The organism is Olsenella sp. oral taxon 807 (genome assembly GCF_001189515.2).
Lineage (GTDB): Bacteria > Actinomycetota > Coriobacteriia > Coriobacteriales > Atopobiaceae > Olsenella_F.
In genome coordinates this window covers 277,029-295,182 of sequence record NZ_CP012069.2, presented here as the reverse complement: position 1 = coordinate 295,182, position 18,154 = coordinate 277,029, and the positions used below count along the sequence as shown (strand labels likewise).

General features: G+C 59.4%; 13 protein-coding genes and 2 tRNA genes. 2 read left to right on the top strand and 13 right to left on the bottom strand.

Features of this window, described 5'->3' with window-relative positions:
• Positions 1-42 precede the first annotated feature (42 nt).
• Positions 43-2,385 carry a Spy0128 family protein gene (locus tag ADJ70_RS01285; protein ID WP_083443725.1) on the bottom strand — a complete coding sequence of 781 codons (2,343 nt, stop codon included), beginning with the start codon at positions 2,383-2,385 and terminating at the stop codon, positions 43-45.
• Between the two features lie 448 nt (positions 2,386-2,833).
• Between ADJ70_RS01285 and ADJ70_RS01280 the strand changes: the two genes are divergently transcribed.
• Positions 2,834-2,909: transfer RNA gene (locus ADJ70_RS01280), tRNA-Gly, on the top strand.
• Between the two features lie 214 nt (positions 2,910-3,123).
• On the opposite strand, the gene ADJ70_RS01275 is transcribed toward ADJ70_RS01280, so the two are convergent.
• Both ADJ70_RS01275 and ADJ70_RS01270 read right to left on the bottom strand, forming a co-directional pair.
• Complete coding sequence (locus ADJ70_RS01275; protein ID WP_050342815.1) at positions 3,124-4,128, bottom strand: DUF4236 domain-containing protein; 1,005 nt, start codon at positions 4,126-4,128, stop codon at positions 3,124-3,126.
• 302 nt (positions 4,129-4,430) lie between these two features.
• The gene (locus ADJ70_RS01270; protein WP_172674419.1) at positions 4,431-6,767 is read right to left on the bottom strand and encodes a Spy0128 family protein; all 2,337 of its coding nucleotides are present in this window, start codon (positions 6,765-6,767) and stop codon (positions 4,431-4,433) included.
• A gap of 810 nt (positions 6,768-7,577) precedes the next feature.
• Here ADJ70_RS01270 and ADJ70_RS15595 point away from each other — a divergent pair.
• Entirely contained in the window at positions 7,578-7,742 is a 165-nt protein-coding gene (locus ADJ70_RS15595; RefSeq protein WP_371256204.1) for a DNA-binding protein, read from the top strand.
• Between the two features lie 108 nt (positions 7,743-7,850).
• Here the strand turns inward: ADJ70_RS15595 and ADJ70_RS01265 are convergent.
• From ADJ70_RS01265 to ADJ70_RS01220, 10 genes are all read right to left on the bottom strand, one after another.
• Positions 7,851-7,926, bottom strand: a tRNA-Thr gene (locus tag ADJ70_RS01265).
• Between the two features lie 200 nt (positions 7,927-8,126).
• Complete coding sequence (locus ADJ70_RS01260; RefSeq protein ID WP_050342812.1) at positions 8,127-9,251, bottom strand: hypothetical protein; 1,125 nt, start codon at positions 9,249-9,251, stop codon at positions 8,127-8,129.
• A 436-nt stretch (positions 9,252-9,687) separates the two neighbouring features.
• Complete coding sequence (locus ADJ70_RS01255) at positions 9,688-10,893, bottom strand: purine-nucleoside phosphorylase (RefSeq protein ID WP_050342810.1); 1,206 nt, start codon at positions 10,891-10,893, stop codon at positions 9,688-9,690.
• Positions 10,894-10,914: 21 nt separating this feature from the next.
• Positions 10,915-12,039: a hypothetical protein gene (locus ADJ70_RS01250; RefSeq protein ID WP_050342809.1), complete on the bottom strand. Its 1,125-nt coding sequence runs from the start codon at positions 12,037-12,039 to the stop codon at positions 10,915-10,917.
• Between the two features lie 182 nt (positions 12,040-12,221).
• Positions 12,222-12,812, bottom strand: a complete 591-nt coding sequence (locus ADJ70_RS01245; RefSeq protein WP_050342807.1) for a hypothetical protein — start codon at positions 12,810-12,812, stop codon at positions 12,222-12,224.
• Between the two features lie 8 nt (positions 12,813-12,820).
• Positions 12,821-13,597 (bottom strand): NYN domain-containing protein, encoded by a 777-nt coding sequence (locus tag ADJ70_RS01240; RefSeq protein WP_050342805.1) that lies wholly within the window; start codon positions 13,595-13,597, stop codon positions 12,821-12,823.
• Positions 13,598-13,678: 81 nt separating this feature from the next.
• A complete protein-coding gene (locus tag ADJ70_RS01235) occupies positions 13,679-14,668 on the bottom strand; it encodes an NAD(P)-dependent oxidoreductase (RefSeq protein WP_050342803.1) in 990 nt (329 codons plus the stop codon).
• Between the two features lie 87 nt (positions 14,669-14,755).
• Positions 14,756-15,787 carry a DegV family protein gene (locus ADJ70_RS01230; protein ID WP_083443722.1) on the bottom strand — a complete coding sequence of 344 codons (1,032 nt, stop codon included), beginning with the start codon at positions 15,785-15,787 and terminating at the stop codon, positions 14,756-14,758.
• Between the two features lie 15 nt (positions 15,788-15,802).
• Positions 15,803-16,399 carry a ribosome hibernation-promoting factor, HPF/YfiA family gene (gene hpf / locus ADJ70_RS01225; RefSeq protein ID WP_050342801.1) on the bottom strand — a complete coding sequence of 199 codons (597 nt, stop codon included), beginning with the start codon at positions 16,397-16,399 and terminating at the stop codon, positions 15,803-15,805.
• 200 nt (positions 16,400-16,599) lie between these two features.
• Complete coding sequence (locus ADJ70_RS01220) at positions 16,600-17,595, bottom strand: ABC transporter substrate-binding protein (RefSeq protein ID WP_050342799.1); 996 nt, start codon at positions 17,593-17,595, stop codon at positions 16,600-16,602.
• Positions 17,596-18,154: the final 559 nt, after the last annotated feature.

Here is an 18,154-nt window from a genome sequence, read left to right as displayed (position 1 = left end):
CTATGGCACCACCTCCTTACGTGACGCCGGGGCAATGCCCGACTACCTATAGTATCCATTATGCCTATACATGTATCCATTGCGTTTCTTGATATAGAGAGCACGACCACCTCCCCCAAGAGCCAAGATCGCACCCACGAGCAGGATACCCGTAATACCCGCGCCTGCCGTGCCGGGAAGGATGGGGATGGGGACATCCACGATCGTTATGGTCGAGACGCCGTCGGGGGTCGAAAGCGGCGCAACAACCCCGTTGCTGTCGCGGGTGCTGATGACCCCATCCGACCCGACGATGATCTCATGGGCCTGCGAGTCGAGATTGAAGCCGAGCGGCGCGCCCGTCTCCTTGAGCCAGTACGTCTTTTCCCTCTCAAGTCCGTAGTAGATAGCCTTTCCATCCAAGAGACCCGTAGTCACCACCGAGCCTGCGATGGGATGTTGCAGAGCCTCGTCGCTGTAGGTCACGGCAGGTTGATCCGCACTCGTAAAGGACCCGTCGCCGTCATCTAGGTAGAGGGTAAACTGAGCACCTCCCAAGGGAGCATGAGAGTCGCTGTTCTGTTTGAGGACGGCAAGCGGAACCTTTGGGGCATAACTGTTCACGAACGCCGCACCGTCCGCATCATAGGTCACGACCACGTTAAGCTTGCCCTGGCCCGCGTCCTCCACCTTGACGGTCACGGTCTCGGAATGCGTGTCATAGGTATAGCCCGACTCTGCGCCACCGTCCTCGGTGATGGTGTAGGTGAAGGTCTTTCCGACGTCGGCCAGCGTGTAGTCGAGCGCCCTGAACGTGACGTTGCCGTCGGCGTCGTTCGTCTTGACGTCGAGCTCGCTGCCCTGCTCGTCCTTCAGGCGGAACGTGAACTGCCCGTCCTTGAGCTGGCCTCCATCAAGCCGCTTCGTGGCCTTGAGCTGGGCAGAACCCGTTGCCTCATAGGGCACAAGGACGTGCACCGTGTTGGTTGGCTTGGACTCTTCGTTTATGGCGATGGACGCCTGGTTCGGGACCTTCCAGAACTTGTTGCCCTGGTCGTCCTGCTGCTCGTAGGAGGAGAGATCGGCGGTCTCTGAGACCGGCACGCGTATCTTGAACGTGTGCTCGCCCTCAACATGGCCGTGCCCCGTGTTCTTTGCCGTCGCGGTCACGGTCTGGCCAGAGACGCTGATCGTCCAGTTGCTCGTGACGTCAGTGCCACCCTTGTAGACCTTGACCTCTGCCTTCGAGGCGTCAAGGGCCGGGTCGAGCGTGTCGGTCATCACAATGGACTTCGCCTTGTTGGCCTCCACCACAAAGGGGAAGGTCTGCTTGACGTTGAACTCCGCGACCTCACCGCGGTTCTTGACCTGCGTCGGGGGATCCTTCACCGGATCGGACCACTTTGGGTAGGCCCGTACGACCGTGTCAAAGCCCATAGCTGTTGAGCAGGACCACCCACGCCATTTGGTCATAAACTCCGGAGCTGACTTCATGACGACTTCGCTACGACTATCCCGTGCGTTTTGCGTACCATCATTCTGCTTCGAGAGAAAGCCCCTCCCGTCCGGCTTGACCTCAAGCCAGTTTGGGATTGCATCCTTACGTATGAGCGCCTCGTCCTTGTAGCCGCTCACCTTCCATATGCTCTCGCGCCAATCACTTGTGTAATTTGTAGCGTTGGTTACTTCGTTCCAGTCAGCCGGCTGATCGATGTCCCAGTACAGCGTGTCAACCTCACTGTTTGGATCAATGAGATCTTCTGTGCCGTGCTTCACGACGCGAGTCCTATATGTACTCTCAACCCCAACACGGTCTGGTGGTATCTGCGGTTTTGCCTTTAGATCTCCTTCATAAGCCTCAGCAGCCAACTGGATGCCAAAATTAGTCGTTATCTCAAACGGGGTAAACCAACCCACATGATGCCTGTTCCATTTCCATGCATTTACCTGCGTAAACTCAATAATCCAGTCAATTCGTTCCCCCGTGCTCGTGTAGCCTATGTCATTGAATCTAAATTTAAAGCCAGGAAATGCTTTGGCGTTCTCCGACAGGGTGTCCGGTCCGGTCGTATAGCGCCAGACTGCGTAGCATCCACCCCACTTGCCTTTCCACCAGTATATTTGCCATCCATTCTCCATAGCACGCGAACTACCGTCCTTCGGGACATCGCTAACGTTCTTCCATTGACCCTCCGACCAGTACTGGCCCTGCTCGGCACCTGGCTTGGCGCTTGGCTCCTTTGTGATATAGACATCACCGCCAATGTGGTCAAGTAGGTTATCGACCTTTGTCACCGTGTCGGCACGCGCCACGCCTGGTATGAGGCAACAGACAAGCGCCCCAACAATAAGCAGGAAGCTGAGCAGGACATGTTTGCTTGGACATCTGGGGAGTCGCTTCAACATTGCGGCCACGATCGTTCCTTTCACGTTCTCATACCAAATACACCGACTGCATCACAAGGGGTGCCCCTATGCATCGGAGAGCCAGCTCATCCCTACGTCTTCCTCAAGCGCTCTCCTGGCAAAGCGATCCTCCCACCTGTTGATCACGCAGCAGACCTGCCACTCTACGACAAAGCGCATTCGACTGTACCATAGTTAGGTGCACATGTCGCCACTAGGAAAGCCTGCTAACATGTATCATATACTAAATTGTCAGCGTGGGCGACCCCGAGACGCTCACCGCGAACGCCGGATGGTACTTGACAGAGCAGAGGAGCATTGATACCATAAATAGATGGTTTAGTCGTCAACTTTGACAGTCCGAGACATGGTCCGGATACGTGAGCGTACGGGTGTAGGACAGCTCCGAAAAAGGACCTTCAGACCGGTAAAAGTTGTCTTGGCATCTGCGGCGGTAGTTCAACTGGTAGAGCAGCAGCCTTCCAAGCTGCCTGTTGCGGGTTCGAGTCCCGTCCGCCGCTCCACGAGATCGAAGGCCATCGCTGCATTGGCGATGGCCTTATCACAGACGGCCTCTAGGGGTAAGACTCTAGAGTGGTTCACTGAAAATGGTTGGGTTTCTCCACACACGAACACCATCTTGAGGCACCTCTGACCTACCGCTCACCGATCAGTCTATCTCAAAATAATCTGACAAAACCCGGCAGAGTACTGGGCCTCATGGGTCGATTGGACTCGCTATCCCTCATGTGGGTCGAAGGGTCGTATAGCCTTGAAAAGCTTCGTCTTCGTTGTCAGGCAGCGATTCTCGAAGCTGAGGAAGAAGGCCTCTGGATCTATCGACGTGAGGTCGGTGGTCTCGAAGGCCGGGCGCGTGTACTTCACCGAGATGATGTACTCGTCGCATATCCTGCCCTCCCTGTCACGTCGCTGCGTACGACCCGAGACCACGATCCGCTCGATTCCAGGTGAGGAATCGAAGAGCGACGCCGCGACGAAGATGCTCACCCCATAGACGCACTTCGCGTAGTCGCCCCTCAGCGCTTCTTGTGTCCGATTCTTCTGCCTGAGGGCGCCACTCGCAAGCGTCACGTATTCCTTGTCGGGAAGATCCTCCAGCTCGGGTAGATCGAGGTCAACCCACAGTTCGCTGCCCCTGAGCTCGTAGCTCACGGCAATCTCGACAGGAAGCGTCATTGAGTCTATACACTCGTCGATGCCTCTCATGATCGTCTCTGGGTCATCTTTGGAGCTCGTGTCTTGCGACAGGCTCCGGCGCACTTTGGGGGAGAGGGAGGCGATGTTGACGAACGAGTCCATCTGCGAGTTCAGCTGCTTGGCCTTATCCTGCTGGTCCTGCCTGTACTGAGCGGAGAGTTCCTCCTTCTTGGCCTTGACCTCAGGCAGGGCGCTGATCCTGCGAACGAGGGTCTGGTCGCGTATGGGCTCGCCTGACTGGTCGCTGTACTCGTACGTCCCGTCCTCCCTGAGGATGACCTGCACTCCTTTGGGCATCTCACGCGCGGCCCCGCCTGACTTGCTTGACGCGCCCGAGCCCGGGCCTTTGAGCTTTGTCCTGTAGGAGATGCCGGTTCCTGGGATCGATAGGTTCAGATAGACACCCTGGGAGCCAAGCGAGATTGAGTGACCCCTACCTCCTATATTTGCGCTGAGTCCCCTCTTCGATATGCCGATGCGCAGGCCCTTGGCGATGCTCTTTGACTTGAAGAATCGAAATCCCATTCCCCACTCCCTTCGCATGCGGACGCTCGGGCGAGCCGCTCTGGAACCCATCGTGGGCACGCGAGCACACCCGTCCTTAGGGCGACGCGAACGCCCGTTGTGCGAAGCCTCACGAGACCTCGCTGACACGCGCGGCACCGGCCCCCGCAGGCTGCCACGCATGGTCCTCTCTGCGGATCACGGGCTGATTATACCTGATGAGGGAACGATGGTGAGTAGGCGATCAACGCGCATGGCCGCCTCGCGTTGCGCAGCAAGATCTCGCGCGATTTGGTGACCTCAGGTGAGGGACTCTCGCCTCCCTACAGATACCTCCTGCGCCTGACAACATGAAGGATCGAGCCGCCTCCGACGAGAACCAAGGCAAACCCGACAAACAGAATGGGCGTTATGCCTGTGCCCGCCGTGCTCGGAAGCGAAGCGACCCGCGTGTCCTTGATCGTCATAGTCGAGACGCCATCCTTGACAGGAAGCTTAGCAGAGACCCCTTGTTCATCAACCAGGCTGATGGACCCATCCTCCCCGACAACGACCCTGTGGGCGTCGGGGTCGAGGGTATAGCCCGCAGGCGCAGTCGTCTCCTTGAGCCAGTACGTCTTGCCCCAATCCAAGCCGTAGCAGAGTGCCTTCCCTTGACCATCCGTAGTCATAACGGCACCCTCGATACGCCTCTGCAATGTCTGGTCCTCATATATCGTGGCAGGAGAATCCATGCTGGTGAACTTGTTGTCGCCATCGTCTAGGTAGAGCGTGAACTTCGCGCCTCCGAGCGGCTGGTCGTTCTCATCATGCTTGAGGATGGCAAACCCGACGTTCGGGGCGTAGTTGTTCTCGAACTGCGCCCCATCGGCGTCATACTCAGTGACTACGTTGAGCTTGCCTTCCCCAGCGTCTTCCACCTTCACCTTGACCGTCTCTGTATGGGCGTCATACGTATAGCCCTGCTTCGCGTCGTCGAGCTCGGTGATGGTGTACGTGTACGTCTTTCCGATGTCATCTTGGTCGAAGTCGATGGTGTCGAATGTGACATCACCGTTCCCATCGTTTTTCTTCTCGCCTACCACTGCGCCCTGGCCATCCGTCAGCCGAAACGTGAACTGCTGGTCCTCAAGCTGCTTGCCCTTGAGGGACTTCTTGGCACTGATCTGGACCGACCCACTCGCCTCGTAGGGCACCAAGACGTGCGTCGTGTTGGTCGTCTTGGCTGTCCCGTTGATGGCAACGGACGCCTGGTTTGGGACCTTCCTGAACGTGCCGTCTTGGTTCTTTTCTGTCTCATAGGTGTCGAGCGCGGCCGTCTGGGAGACGGGGGCGGTGATCCTGAACGTATGCTCACCCTCAGCAAAGCCGTGCCCGGTGTTCTTTGCCGTTGCGGTCACAACCTGGCCGGAGACGTTGATCGTCCAGTTGTCCGTGACGTCCACGCCACCCTTGAAGACCTGGACGGTCGCGTGCGACGCATCGAGGGCCGAATCGAGCGTGTCGGTCACGACGATGGACGTCGCCTTGTTCTTCTCGGACACATAAGGAAACGCTTGGGTGATGTCAAACGAGGCTATCTCCCCACGCTTCCTGACCTGGGTCTCCGGTGACTTTTTTGGATCTGGCCACTCGGGATATACGCGGACGAAGGACGCATATCCTATGCTCGTCTCGCATCCGTCACCCACCCATCCGGTGACGAACTTAGGTCCCGCCTTTGCCACGACCGTGGAGATGTTGTTCGCCGCATTTGCGTCATCGTTCTGGGACGACCTGAACCACGTAACCCCGTTTTCTTCGTCCACCTTGACGGTCGTCACCCCAACCGGTCCCAAGAGGGCAGACTTATAGCCATCAGCCAACCCTACGGCCTCCCTCCAGGGAGAGTTATAGGTAGGATCGCGCTTAGTCCCGCCGTCCTGGTAGTGGAAGGACTGATCGATGTCCGCGTAGACGGTGTCGAATTCGTTGCTTGGGTCGATCTGGGTCTCGGTGCCGGTCTTGACCAGGGTAGTCGTGAAGGTTGACTTTATGCTGATGCACTCCTTGTCTTTGGTCGAGACCGCAGCCACCGCAGCGCCGTACTTATCGCCGATGTGGAAGGGGCATATGAGCTTAGGCTCATTGAGCGCCGTGTTGTCCGACTGCCGCGCATGCACTGCCGTGAACTCGATGATCGAGTCGATGTCCTCGCCTGAGGTCGTATAGCCGATCCTGTTGAAGCGCAGCTTGAAGCCACCCCAGTCGGAACCCGTTGAGTCCAGCTTGCCGTTGTCAGGGGCGCGAAACACCATGTACACACCTGTCTTGTAGCCACTCGTGTAGTCCGTATTATACGGGGGGCACCACTTGATCTTCCAGCCGTTCTGCAGGTCGACGGCATCCCCCTCCTTAGCGGGGTCGGCGGGCCTGAGATCAGGTATGTTGTGCCACTGGCCGTCGTTGCCATAATACTGGCCGATGTGGTTCCAATCGATGTTCTCGTTGATGTAGACGGTACCGCCGATTGAGCCAAGCAGATCGTCGACATGCTCCACCGGTGTAGTGGCCTGGACCCTGGTTGGCAAGAGGACAAGGAATGTCATAAGCGCCAGGAGCGACCCCACCAGCGTTCTTAGTCCTCTCGTGTGGCAACTCGTCGCTAGGTTTGCCGTCATCTCTCTGCCCCATCTCTGTCTGCGCATAAAGCCATACACCGTCCCATATCTACTCACTCAAGGCGCCTGCGTCCCTGTACCCGATGCACGGCGTACTCTTTCTTGCCCCATCATATAGCATTGCGCTTGCTCAGATCCACCCCAATACGCTTGCCGTCAACTCGTGACACTACGCGACAGACGCAAGGTGGATGACTTTGATGGCGGTCTTGGTCGCGCGCGTCGGACAGACAGCGGCCAGACTACCGCGGTGTCCGCGTTTTTCTAGGTAGGGTAGGTGCCATAGTGATGCGCATGGCGAGGTGACGACCCGCAGGCTCGTGCCTCAGGTCCTGGTTCCACATGCCGTCATACAGGCCAAGAGGTAGCATGAGGTTTTATCGTATGTGACGTATGTGACGAGAGGGGCGATCTTGAGCGCTTTATCTTGTCCCGCCCGCCTGCGCCGTCTTGTCCCGCCCGCCCGCGCGTGCCGCGAAGTGAGTGAATCACTCACATCATGGGGACGAAGTGAGTGGATCACTCACTTCTAGTTTTCCTTCAATAGGGCTTCTACCTGCATGTATGTAATTTTGTCCTCTCGACGTCTGCCGATTTTGGCGAGAAAATCACTCACTTCGCGAAAGGGAAGTGAGTGGATCACTCACTTCGCGAAAACGTGGGTACGTGCGCACTTAGAGGGCGTTGCGACGAATACAACATGATCAGCGCGTTCGACAAAGCGGTCGCTGTCGGCATATCTGACGGCGGCAACTACCAGCGACCAAGACTCTCCAGAAGTGGTGTACCCAGCTCGCGCGCAAGACGGGAATCACGCGCGACGGACTCTACAAGGCGCTCTCCCCCACGGGCAACCCGTCCTTCGCAGCAGTACAGAAGGCGGTAAGGGCCCTAGGCTACAGACTGGACGTGAAGGCCATGCCTTACAACCCGAGCGAGACAAACGAAGGGCTGCCAGCACGAATCAACGCCTGAGAAGGCGCTGTTGCGTCCCATTTCGCATTGTGTTCTAGGGCTTCTCGGCGGCCTGTCAAGAAAGGAAAACAGATCACCCAAATACCCTGGATGACCTGTGCTTTTTCGTGGAGCCAGCTATCAGACTCGAACTGATGACCCCCGCTTTACGAGAGCGGTGCTCTACCGACTGAGCTAAGCTGGCCTCTAGGCTGTGCGCCCCAGCGGCATGCAAACCCCGCAGGCGCAGCCATAGATTGTAGACGAACCCATGGGGCAATTTCAAGGGCAAATCTGTCAGGCGACGTTGTCAAGAACCTGTCGCTGAGTACTCCGGAAGCTGAAGGACTCTCGCTCAGGGGTATCCGGTCGCTCAGGATGGCCTCGTACTGCGAAAGCTCCGCGCTAGCTTGTCGTACGCGCTGGCAAGAGGTCCCAGAGGCTTGAGTCCTTCTTAGTGGCGGCAACCTGCTTGCTCGTGAGCATCATCTCCCACCATTTGCCGTAGGAATACTCATTCATGTTCCCCTGGAAATTGAAGCCCAAATGCACCCTGCCCATCTTTGTCACAAAGAAGACCACCGAGAGACGTCCCGCACCATCGTCCTGTCCCAAAAGCGCCCTCTTAAACTCCTCACGGCTCAGACCACCGATCGCATCCTCAGGCGCTGGGCGCTTGTCTTTGCCTCTAATGTCCCCGTATGCTTCCGTTTCCTCATACAAGCGATTGATATGTTTGGTATAACCGTCGACAAAGCTATCTGCGATATCCTGGTTGGGCGTCAAGATGTCACCCAGCGAGTAACTCTCCCCTGTCTGAAGGTTTATGTTGACCGTACGAAGACGGCAACACAAGTTGGTGGGGATGCCCACAGTGTAGTTGTCGGCAAAGCAGATGCTGATGAAGGTATCGTTGTTGTAGGTGATCGCATATGAGACGACGCTCCCTATCATGGCAGTACACTCGCTGTCGGGCATGGCTGCATGCGCAGACGCACGGCTTCCATCCTTGAGCTCTGCCGCGGCCAACCTGACGGCCTCGATCATGGCAGGCGTCGGGTTGAAGTACAGATCGCGCGCCGTCTCCATCGCGCAGTCCTTGATGGTGCGATTGATCTCGTCCAGATGCTCGAAGTCCCCCGAAAGCTGTGGATACTCCACCCAGAATTGAGTCCAGAGCCTGAGACCGTAGGCATCCACCTGCTCGGCCCCATCATGGGTGTAGCGGTGCCTGGTGTGGCTATAGCCGTGTCTGTCGCTCCAGTCCTCCTGCAGTAAAAAACCCTGTGGCTCATAGGCGGTGGGGTCATCGGTCGATCCATCTTCGGCCGAGCTGTCGTCTGCCGAACTACCATCCCCGTCGGCGACTGGCGCAGTCCCGACCGTCGACTTTGGCGAACCCTCCTCGACGCCACTGCCCACACTCTCGCGCCAGCCACAGCCAACGCAAAGGATGGCTGCGCAAAGCGCAGCGACGCCAAGGGCACAGGCCAGGCGCATACGCGCTACGATGCCGTCGCACCTAGGCATGGGGACCTCCCACCCGTAACGTGCCTCACATAATCTCTCTCAGTATAGCAAGGGGCAAGGAACTGGCGGGCCAATCCTAATGTGGACCCGGGAGGCGCGCGGAACAGACCAAAAGGACCTCCAGGGGTGCTCGACAGTGCGTCTCACACTGCCAGTCGGAGATGAACGTACAGGATGGAACGTTCAGGGGCGAGTGGCAGTGCGCCGTACACTGCCACTCGATGTCGAGCGTACCGTGTTGGAACGCTCGGGGCCGAGTGGCAGTGCGCCGTACACTGCCACTCGGCGGTGAGCGTACCGGGCAGCGCTCCGTACACTGCCACTCGGGGGTGAGCGTACCATGTTGGAACGCTCGGGGCCGAGTGGCAGTGCGGCCGGAACGCTGGAACGGCCCTGCTTGCGAGCGACGGGGTATCTCTCTTTGGCTTCGCCCTTCCTAGAGCAGGTGCAGCACGCCACGCACCAGACGCTCAAAGTCACTCGCATAGCGTCCGGCAACTTCGAGCACGGACTCGTGAGAGGTATCGGGATCCCCCGACTCATTGGTCGCGAGCGTGAGTCCCAGCACGTTCATCCCCAGGGCATGGGCCATGATGACCTCGTTCACAGTGGACATGCCCACGTACGAGACGCCCAGCGCCCGCATCATCCCGATCTCGGCCGGCGTCTCGAAGCAGGGCCCCAGGACTCCTGCGTAGACGCCCTCGTCCACCGCGATGCCCAAGTCATCGGCAACGCCACGCGCAAGTGTGCGCAGGTAGGGCGTATAGGCGTCCACCATGCCCACGAACGGCGTCTCGACGTCACGGATGCCGTCCCACTCGATGAGCGGATTTCGTCCGGTGAGGTTGATCTGATCGGTCAGGATGCCAAGACCGACATGGGCATTTCCCGTCACTGCACCCGTCGCGCAGGCAAAGACGATGTCACGACAGCCCAGATGTCTGGCATGACGCACGAGGGATGTCACCTCGGCCGCGCTGTAGCCCTGGTAGAGATGGATGCGTCCCGGATAGACCGCCACAGGCACCTCGTCGATGGTGCCAATGGTCAGCTCGAAGCGGTGGTCGCGCACGGGTGTCGCATCTGCGGGAAAGCCATCGATGTCATGATAGTCGATGCGGCGTACGGGCCTCACGAGCTTTGCCAGGTGCCCAAGCCCCGATCCCAGGACCAAGGCAACGGGATGCTCCACCGACGGCTCACAGGCCTTGACGACATCCTCGCTCACCACACAAACCCCCTCCTTCTTGAGAAGGCGCACGAACACGCCGTCTCCCTTGATGAGCCTTCCCGAATGACTCCCATCGTAGACGAGACCAACACCACACGATGGGCTTCTTCCCTTGAGGACGGCGAGGGGCGCCCCCTTCTTGAGGGCGCCCCTCGAGCGTGCCCGATCGAGCGAGAGCTCTGCCCCGCGCCTGAAGTCCTCGGTCACATCGCTGCCATCGATGAGTCTCACACGGTCGCCCACCTGCTCCGCAGGGGGACGCGGCACACTCAGTCCGGCGGCGATCTCTGGACAGACACCCACGACCTCGACCTTCTCACAGAGCCTTTTGACAGAGCGAGACGGCTTAGAACTCCCGTCAAAGCGACAGGCAACTCCGCGCAGGCAATCGCTCACCAGCACGCGCATCGTCTGCGCCCCGCCCTAGCCCTAGGAAACCAAGGTAGATAGGGTGAGGTTGGCCTTGCAGAGCTCCTCGTTTAGGTAGCCGTTCCACTCGCTGCTATACGCATTGGCCTCAGCCTGATACTTCTGGGTTGCCACGTAGTAGGCTGCCTGGGCTGCCGCATAGGATGCGGACTCGTTCGTGATCTTGTAATCTGCCAGCGCGGTGGCGTAGGCACTGTCGCTGCTCTTCCAAGAACCGGTCGAACTGTCCCACTCATCGCCCGCAAGTCCGATGATGTAGGTGGCGTAGTCTCCATTCTCGGCGTTATTGTTGCCGTCAGACGGAGCGGTCGGCGCGGTCGGCTGGACGGGGAGCTTGGCCTTCACGGTCTCGCTGCGAAGCTTTGAGAGCCTCGCCGCTGCAGTGATCTGGGTCTTGATTGAATCCTCTCCTATACCGTACTTGGAGGCGATGGTCGAGAAGTCGGAGGTACCCACCATCTTCTGGGCAAACTCACTGATCTCCTCGTCACTCACGGTAATGTTCTTGGCATCGCAGATCTTCGAAAAGATCTGGTTGCGCGCGACGGAGATGACGCTGTCCGCCGAAGGAACCTTGTATGTCTGGTCATCCTTCTTCGCAGCGTCAAGAGAGGAGGAAGACTCGATGACCTCGCGGGCCGTTATGGAATAACTCGATCCGGCATAGTTGTAGCTACCCATCGGCTTGTCGAGGTCGGCCTCGGTGAGGGAGGTCTTGCCGGCTACAGAATCTCCCAAGACGGTTCCACCCGCGACGCCCGCAAGCAGGAAGTGGCCGCAGGCGACGCCCACGACAAGGGCCGCCACGGTGATAGCGATCCAGACCGGCGTGGAGAGGCCCCGTCGCGAGGACCGAGCCGCCCGTCTGGAATCGTGCTCCTCCTTCCAGCTCCTAGAGCCAGAGCGCGCGGACGTCCCAAAGTCCTTGACCTTGTTCGCCGACTCGTCTTTGGAGTCGCTCTTGATCTCCTCGGTTTTGTCTGCGGACGTGTCCGTCTTATCCTTGTCTGCCGACTCGTCCTTTGACGTCTCGCTCTTGTCGGTCACATCCGCCCCATCGGTCGCCTTGACCTCATCGTCACGCTTCTTATCGTCCTGCTTTTTATCGTCCTTCTTGTCTGCCACGATATAACCTCCCGTGCTGCCCTGCCCATATCCGGGGCATATCATCCTGCGGACACGCTCCATGCACACGCGCTCACGTGACGGCATGCCCGATCATGTAAAACGTGCTAAATGGTAGTTCAGCCACCGGAGCATAAAGGGCACTTCGGCGATCGCGCATGAAAACGCCGTATCCTCAGCACTTATCCAGCACCTAACAAGCGGTTGTCTATCGCCTCGACGATCTCGGCCGAGAAGGCCTTGATGTAGCCTCTCCCGTGCCTGGCGTCGAAGTCAACTCTAGAGCGCATGACTTGAGCCGTTTGGTCTGAGATCGTGCCCTTGGCCATCTCGAGCAGGCAGCCGAGCATGTCACGGTACTCGGGATCGCCGTGGTAGCACTGGATCGCCTCCTCGAGGATCTTCCAGACCTGATCCGAGCGCTTGCCAGACGTTGCTCCATAGCTGGTCAGGAAGCGGAAGGCGGCGAGTCGCGCGATCGATGAGTCCTCGTCGAAGAGGGACGCCTCGGCACCGCCGAAAGCCTCCTCGACGCAGCCCGGATCAACCCGCGCCATCTCTGAGAGAGCGTCGAGCAGCTCCCAGCGCGTCTGGGCCTCGGGGCGATCGAGCCCGTCGATGATGTCTCCGGCATAGTCAAAGAGCTGATCAACGTCCTTCTTTGCCAGCCGGGCGATCTCGTGCGCAGCATCCTGGCGCCGCCGACGGTTTGCTCCGCCCAGCTCGCCAACCAGCTCCTTGAGGCGCACAGCCTCCACATCGCTATCCGCCATGATCTCCCCTATTCGCTAAAGCCGTCCACCATGACCGTACCGCTGCGCGAGTCCTGGTGGATCTCTATGAAACCGAGCTTGGCCGCCTCTCGCAGCAGGTTCGAGAACGAGCGGTAGCCGTAGCCGCGCTCGGTGAACTGCGGTCGCTTGCGCTTCATGGTGTCCTTGAGGCGCGAGGCGAGGATGGCGCTGTCACTCTCGCCCTGAAGTGCGTCGATCGTCTCGAAGAGCAACTGATAGCAGTCGTGCTTGTCCTTGCTCACCTTAGCCGCGAAGTCAGGCACGCCGCCTGAACTTGCGATGTCCTCGTAGAAGAGAAACTCGTCGCAGACCTCGGTGAGCAGGCTGCTCGTTGACTCCTTCATGCCGACGCCGATGACCATCTTGCCAAACTCCTTGAGCTTGGCGACAAGCGGTGAGAAGTCCGAGTCACCAGAGAGGATCGCGAAGGTATCGATATGCTCCTTTGTGAGGCACATCTCCACCGCGTCGACCGCCAAGCGGATGTCGGCTGAATTCTTGCCCGTAAAGGCCCGATCTGGTATCTCAATGAGCTCGATGCCCAGTTCGTGTAGGGGGGTTATGGCATTATCGAAGCGCTGCCAGTCGCAGTAGGCGCGCTTGGCGGCAATCCTACCCTTGTCGACGAGCCGCTCCAAGATGCGCTTGACGTCCGGCCTGGGTCCCGCCTCCTGATGGCCGTTGCGCTTTCTCTTGCCCGTTCCAAGCGCAAGGTTCTCGTAGTCAATGAGGACTGCGAGCGAACTCTGGGTGTTCTCGTTCATGGTGCATGGGTTCCTTTCGCGGCGCAAACCTCCTTGGGCCCGAGGTACAGGACCTGCGAGGCCACGCTGTCCGCGCGTCGTCTAGCGATGGTGGTGATGGTGATGTTCGTGACCTCCATGGTCGTACTCATCGTGGTCGTAGTCGGGCACATCGAGCTTCGACCAGTCGAGTCCGGCAGCGGTACCGGTGTCATCATCTGCATAGAGCAGCGTGACGGCCTGCGTGCCCAGCCTCGAGCCACCGACCTGGCAGAGGATATCGTAGAGCCCATAGGCCGCCTCGGCGCTCGGCAGGGCGATGTCGAGGTCGTCTGCCTCGAAGATTGCGAGCCCGAGGTCCTTGCGCAGGTGCTCCGCAAGAAAACCAGGCTTGTAGTCTCCTGCCACGGACTTGGGCCCCAACTGCGAGAGCGCAACCGATCCCCCGAGGCCATGCGAGATAATGTCGAGCACCTGCGCCTTGTCCATACCCGCCCTACCAGCAAGCGCAAGGGCATCGGCGTAGCCCATCATCGCGGCACCAAGAGACACCTGGTTGCAGAGCTTGGCGATCTGCCCCCTACCCGCGCCACCCAAATAGTAGATCTTAGACGAGAAGCTCTCGAGCAGGGGTTGGAGCACCGTGGCGTCATCCTTACGGACACCTGCCATGAGCGTCAGCGTGCCGTCGATCGCTCCCTGCTCGCCACCTGTAACGGGACAGTCGAAGGCATGCTTGTCCTCGACCTCGGCGGCATCGTGGATGTCACGGGCAAGTCCGGGCGAGCTGGTGGTGAGGTCGACCATCCAAGCACCCTTTTTCGTACTGCGTATGAGGCCATCCGTGGCAAGGTAGACGTCCTCGACGTCCTCCGGATAGCCCAGCATGGTGAAGACCACGTCAGCCCCGAGAGCGGCAGACTCGACATCGGGGGCCCAGCGAGCGCCCCTGTCGATAAGGCCCTTGGCCTTCTCGCCGCTGCGGGTGTAAACCGTCAGCTCATAGCCAGCATCCATGAGATGCCCTGCGATGGGGGCACCCATGATACCAGTGCCGATGAAGGAGACCTTACGAATCGCGGTGCTTGCCATACGCGTCACTATAGCCTTTCTTATAGCCTTTCTGGTACCCACGTCACAGCGACCTGAGCACTTCTTGTTGAGATCACATGTCGAGCACTACCGCGCACCACTGGCCCCCGCCCGCTTGACCCTGCGCGTGATACGATCGGTAAGAGAGAGCTTCTCGCGACGGTCGGTACCCCAAAAGCAGAGCGCGACCATGCCAGGACCCACGTGGCAGCCCAAGATGGGAGAGACCTGACTCCTGATGATGGTCACGTCCTCACATCCCTTCTCCTTGCGAACCTCCTTCTCGAGCCAGTCAGCGTCCCTCTCGGCATCGGATGAGACGATGCTCAGCGGCAGCGACGTGTCATGGGCGTAGTTCTCGCGAAAGTCCTGCATGATGGCCCGGAGCGCCTTCTTGCGCCCTCGACACATGCCCCGGAGCGTCAGGGCACCGTTGAGGTCGTAGGATAGCTCGGGCTTGATGTCGAGTTTGCTGCCCACGCTCGCGGCAGCCGGCGGGATACGCCCACCGGCAGCAAGGGCGTCAAAGCTCTCCAGCGTAAAGTAGCCGTGGACGAAGTAGCGCGCATCCCTCGCCCAAGCATAGAGCTCCTTGGCCGAGAGTCCCATGGATGCCTGATGCGCGGCCTCGATGGCAAGCAGCTCGCCCGCAGCCGAATCACAGCGATTATCGAGGACGTAAAGCTCAAAGCCGGGGTAACGCTCCCGGATCATGTCCGCCGCCTGGCGCGCCGAGTCGATGGACGACGAGAGACCCGCAGGAAGACCCATGTAGATGGTGGGTAGGCCAGCCTTGGCGGCCTTTTCGAACACCTCGAAGTAGCGACCCGGCGTGACGGCACAGGTCGTGAGACGCATGTCCGGATTCTGCCGCATCCGCTCGTAGAACGCGTGAGAATCGCTCGTCTTCCAGAGGTCATCGACCTGCTCGCCCTCGGGCGTGACGTAGGTGAAGGGGATCACCTCGACCCCCAGCCGCTCGGCGACCTCGGGGGCATAGTCAGCCGTGGAGTCTACGATGATGCGCACGCCGCGCCTCTGATGAAGGTCTCGACCGTCGCCCTGCGCCCCGATCACACCATCAAGGCCGCCGACGGTCTTACTGAAGTCATTGGACATATGCCCGTCTCCCGCTTAGGCTCTGCCATTGGTCTCGTCCTTGGGCTTGATGATGCCATAGCCACCGTTGTTTCGATGGTAGATGACATTGATGAGGCCCGTCGTCGAGTTCATGAAGACGTAGAAGTCATGGCCAAGAAGATCCGTCTGGATCAGTGCCTCCTCCTCGGTCATGGGCGTGAGTTCGATGACCTTCTCTCGTACGAGCTGGTTGTCATCGTCCTCCGGAGACTCGATGAGGGAGCTGAGGTCCTTGGGCGTCTCGGTCGCTCCGTTCGTGCGAATGGAGCGGACGCTGCGTTGCCTTCTGTCGACGACGCGCGTCTTGTACTTGCGTAGCTGCCTCGAAACCTTGGATGCCGCCTCGTCGATCGCGGTGTACATGTCCTCTGCGTTCGCCTCGACACGCACCACGTTGTGGCGCACGAACACGGTCACCTCGCAGGTCGTGCGCTCGGGTTTAGTGCGGTTCCTCCCCATGCGCAGGACGACATCACAGTTCATGGGCTGGATGTCAAAGACCTTGAGCGCATCTCCTATCTTCTCGGTCACACGATCGCGCATGCCGTCTGAGACCGAGACCTTGCGTCCCGAGATCTTGATGTCAACCATCGATTCCTCCTGTGTCAGATGTGAGGCCCCATACGGGCATCTCGTATCCATCTCTTACCCAAACACTCACGGCTGGTTTCCCCAATCGCCAAAAGGGCACTGCCGAACCACTCGGGAGGTCGGGCTTCTGTAGCTACGTAGCCACACGCACGCGCCTCTCGCCCCGAGTGGACCGCAGGCCCTACGCTTGCTGCAAAACACTAGGTACCTGCAGCATTGGAGCCCGTTGTCGTGGTACCAGCGGCGTTGGAGCCCGCCGCGTTGGAGCCAGCGGCCGTGCCAGCGGTGCTGGAACCCGTTGTCGTGGCACCCGCTGTCCCCTCTTGCTTTGTGGGAATGTTCTTGACCTGGTCGGTCTCCGCCTCGATCGAGTCGAAGTCTCCCAGCCAACGGCTTCGGATCAGGCTATAGACACCGTTACCCTTGAGGGTATCGAGGGCACTCGATACGGCCGAGGACAGCTCTGTGTTTGAGTTCGAGCAGGCGATGCCCTCAGCCTCGGGACGATTCAGCGTGCCCACGAAGCGTACGTCCTCGTAGGCGGAGTGAGCGAGGTAGGCCCCTGCATAGGCCTCGCAGAGCACATAGTCGACGTCTCCACTCTCAAGGGCTGCAAAGGCATCGTTGACCTTTCCGTAACCCTTTTTCTCGACCGTGAGGCCCGTGCGGTCGAGCGCAGCCTCAGACACCGATCCACCCTGAAGGCCAAGACGCTTTGAGGACAGGTCGTCAACCTTGGCGATGCCGGTATCACCCTTGTGGAAGAAGGCCGACGCAGACTCTGCGTATGTGCCGGCCAACGTGTAGACACCCTCGGTGCTTGCCCGTTGGCCCATAACGACATCACAGACGGTGCCAAGCGAGCTTGCCGGACTCGAGACGTTCACAAACTTGACCTTAAGCCCCATCTGGCCCGCGAGTGCGGACGCAAGGTCTGCGTCGAGGCCACGGGCATCCCCATCCTGCTCGTAGCACAGCGGCGCCATAGCGGCATCGAGGTTAACGCCTACGGTAAGCGTACCAGCGTTAACGAGGGCGCTGTCCTGCACCGTCTGCTGGACCTGAGTCCGGGATGATGTGTCGTTCGAGGGTTCGCCCCCAGGGGAGGCCGGAAGGTTACATCCGCTGAGGAACAGTGCCGCCGTGAGCGTCAACATGCTGGCAAGCGCAAGTATCTTCTTCCTGCTCGTAATCATCTTCTCTCCCATGGTTGTACAACTCATGTCTTACCCAGCTGACCTGGTATTTTCCCCCACACTCGCGCACCGGGGCTTTGGCTTCGGGGCTACGGCCCCCCACCGTGGGCTCTCTCGCCCGCAGGACCCCACGTCCTTGCTTATCGTCGGGCGGTGCGACTTACTCCTAGGACGAGCCATGCTCGCCGGCACGCTCACGTCCGGCTTACGTGGATCCCTTTGACCTCGTCTGTCATGGACTAGGGTATCAACCGACCGCCTAGAAAAGGCAGGGGCCGAATCCCGCAACCACAGACCTGGGTAAAACGCCTGAGATTATACCAGCCTTCTTTTATGGACTATCTGTGATACGCCACACCATACCTCGCACATCACTTAGTTTGAGCGTCACGCCCTGCGAGCGGAGTGGTTACATCGGTGAGGACACCAAGAGATCGTGGCTGGCCAGTCGTTTGGCTGCCTCTTGGAGTGGGCGCGCATCGGACGGGGCAGCACCCGGATGAAGCTGTGCCAGACAGGCACCGAACGAACGCCGACCGAGAGTGCTGCCCGGGTAATC

Coding starts and splice junctions, on each gene's coding strand:
- ADJ70_RS01285 (WP_083443725.1), bottom strand. CDS start 2,385: ATGTTGAAGCGACTCCCCAGATGTCCAAGCAAACATGTCCTGCTCAGC.
- ADJ70_RS01275 (WP_050342815.1), bottom strand. CDS start 4,128: ATGGGATTTCGATTCTTCAAGTCAAAGAGCATCGCCAAGGGCCTGCGC.
- ADJ70_RS01270 (WP_172674419.1), bottom strand. CDS start 6,767: ATGACGGCAAACCTAGCGACGAGTTGCCACACGAGAGGACTAAGAACG.
- ADJ70_RS01260 (WP_050342812.1), bottom strand. CDS start 9,251: ATGCCTAGGTGCGACGGCATCGTAGCGCGTATGCGCCTGGCCTGTGCC.
- ADJ70_RS01255 (WP_050342810.1), bottom strand. CDS start 10,893: ATGCGCGTGCTGGTGAGCGATTGCCTGCGCGGAGTTGCCTGTCGCTTT.
- ADJ70_RS01245 (WP_050342807.1), bottom strand. CDS start 12,812: ATGGCGGATAGCGATGTGGAGGCTGTGCGCCTCAAGGAGCTGGTTGGC.
- ADJ70_RS01240 (WP_050342805.1), bottom strand. CDS start 13,597: ATGAACGAGAACACCCAGAGTTCGCTCGCAGTCCTCATTGACTACGAG.
- ADJ70_RS01235 (WP_050342803.1), bottom strand. CDS start 14,668: ATGGCAAGCACCGCGATTCGTAAGGTCTCCTTCATCGGCACTGGTATC.
- ADJ70_RS01230 (WP_083443722.1), bottom strand. CDS start 15,787: ATGTCCAATGACTTCAGTAAGACCGTCGGCGGCCTTGATGGTGTGATC.
- hpf (WP_050342801.1), bottom strand. CDS start 16,399: ATGGTTGACATCAAGATCTCGGGACGCAAGGTCTCGGTCTCAGACGGC.
- ADJ70_RS01220 (WP_050342799.1), bottom strand. CDS start 17,595: ATGATTACGAGCAGGAAGAAGATACTTGCGCTTGCCAGCATGTTGACG.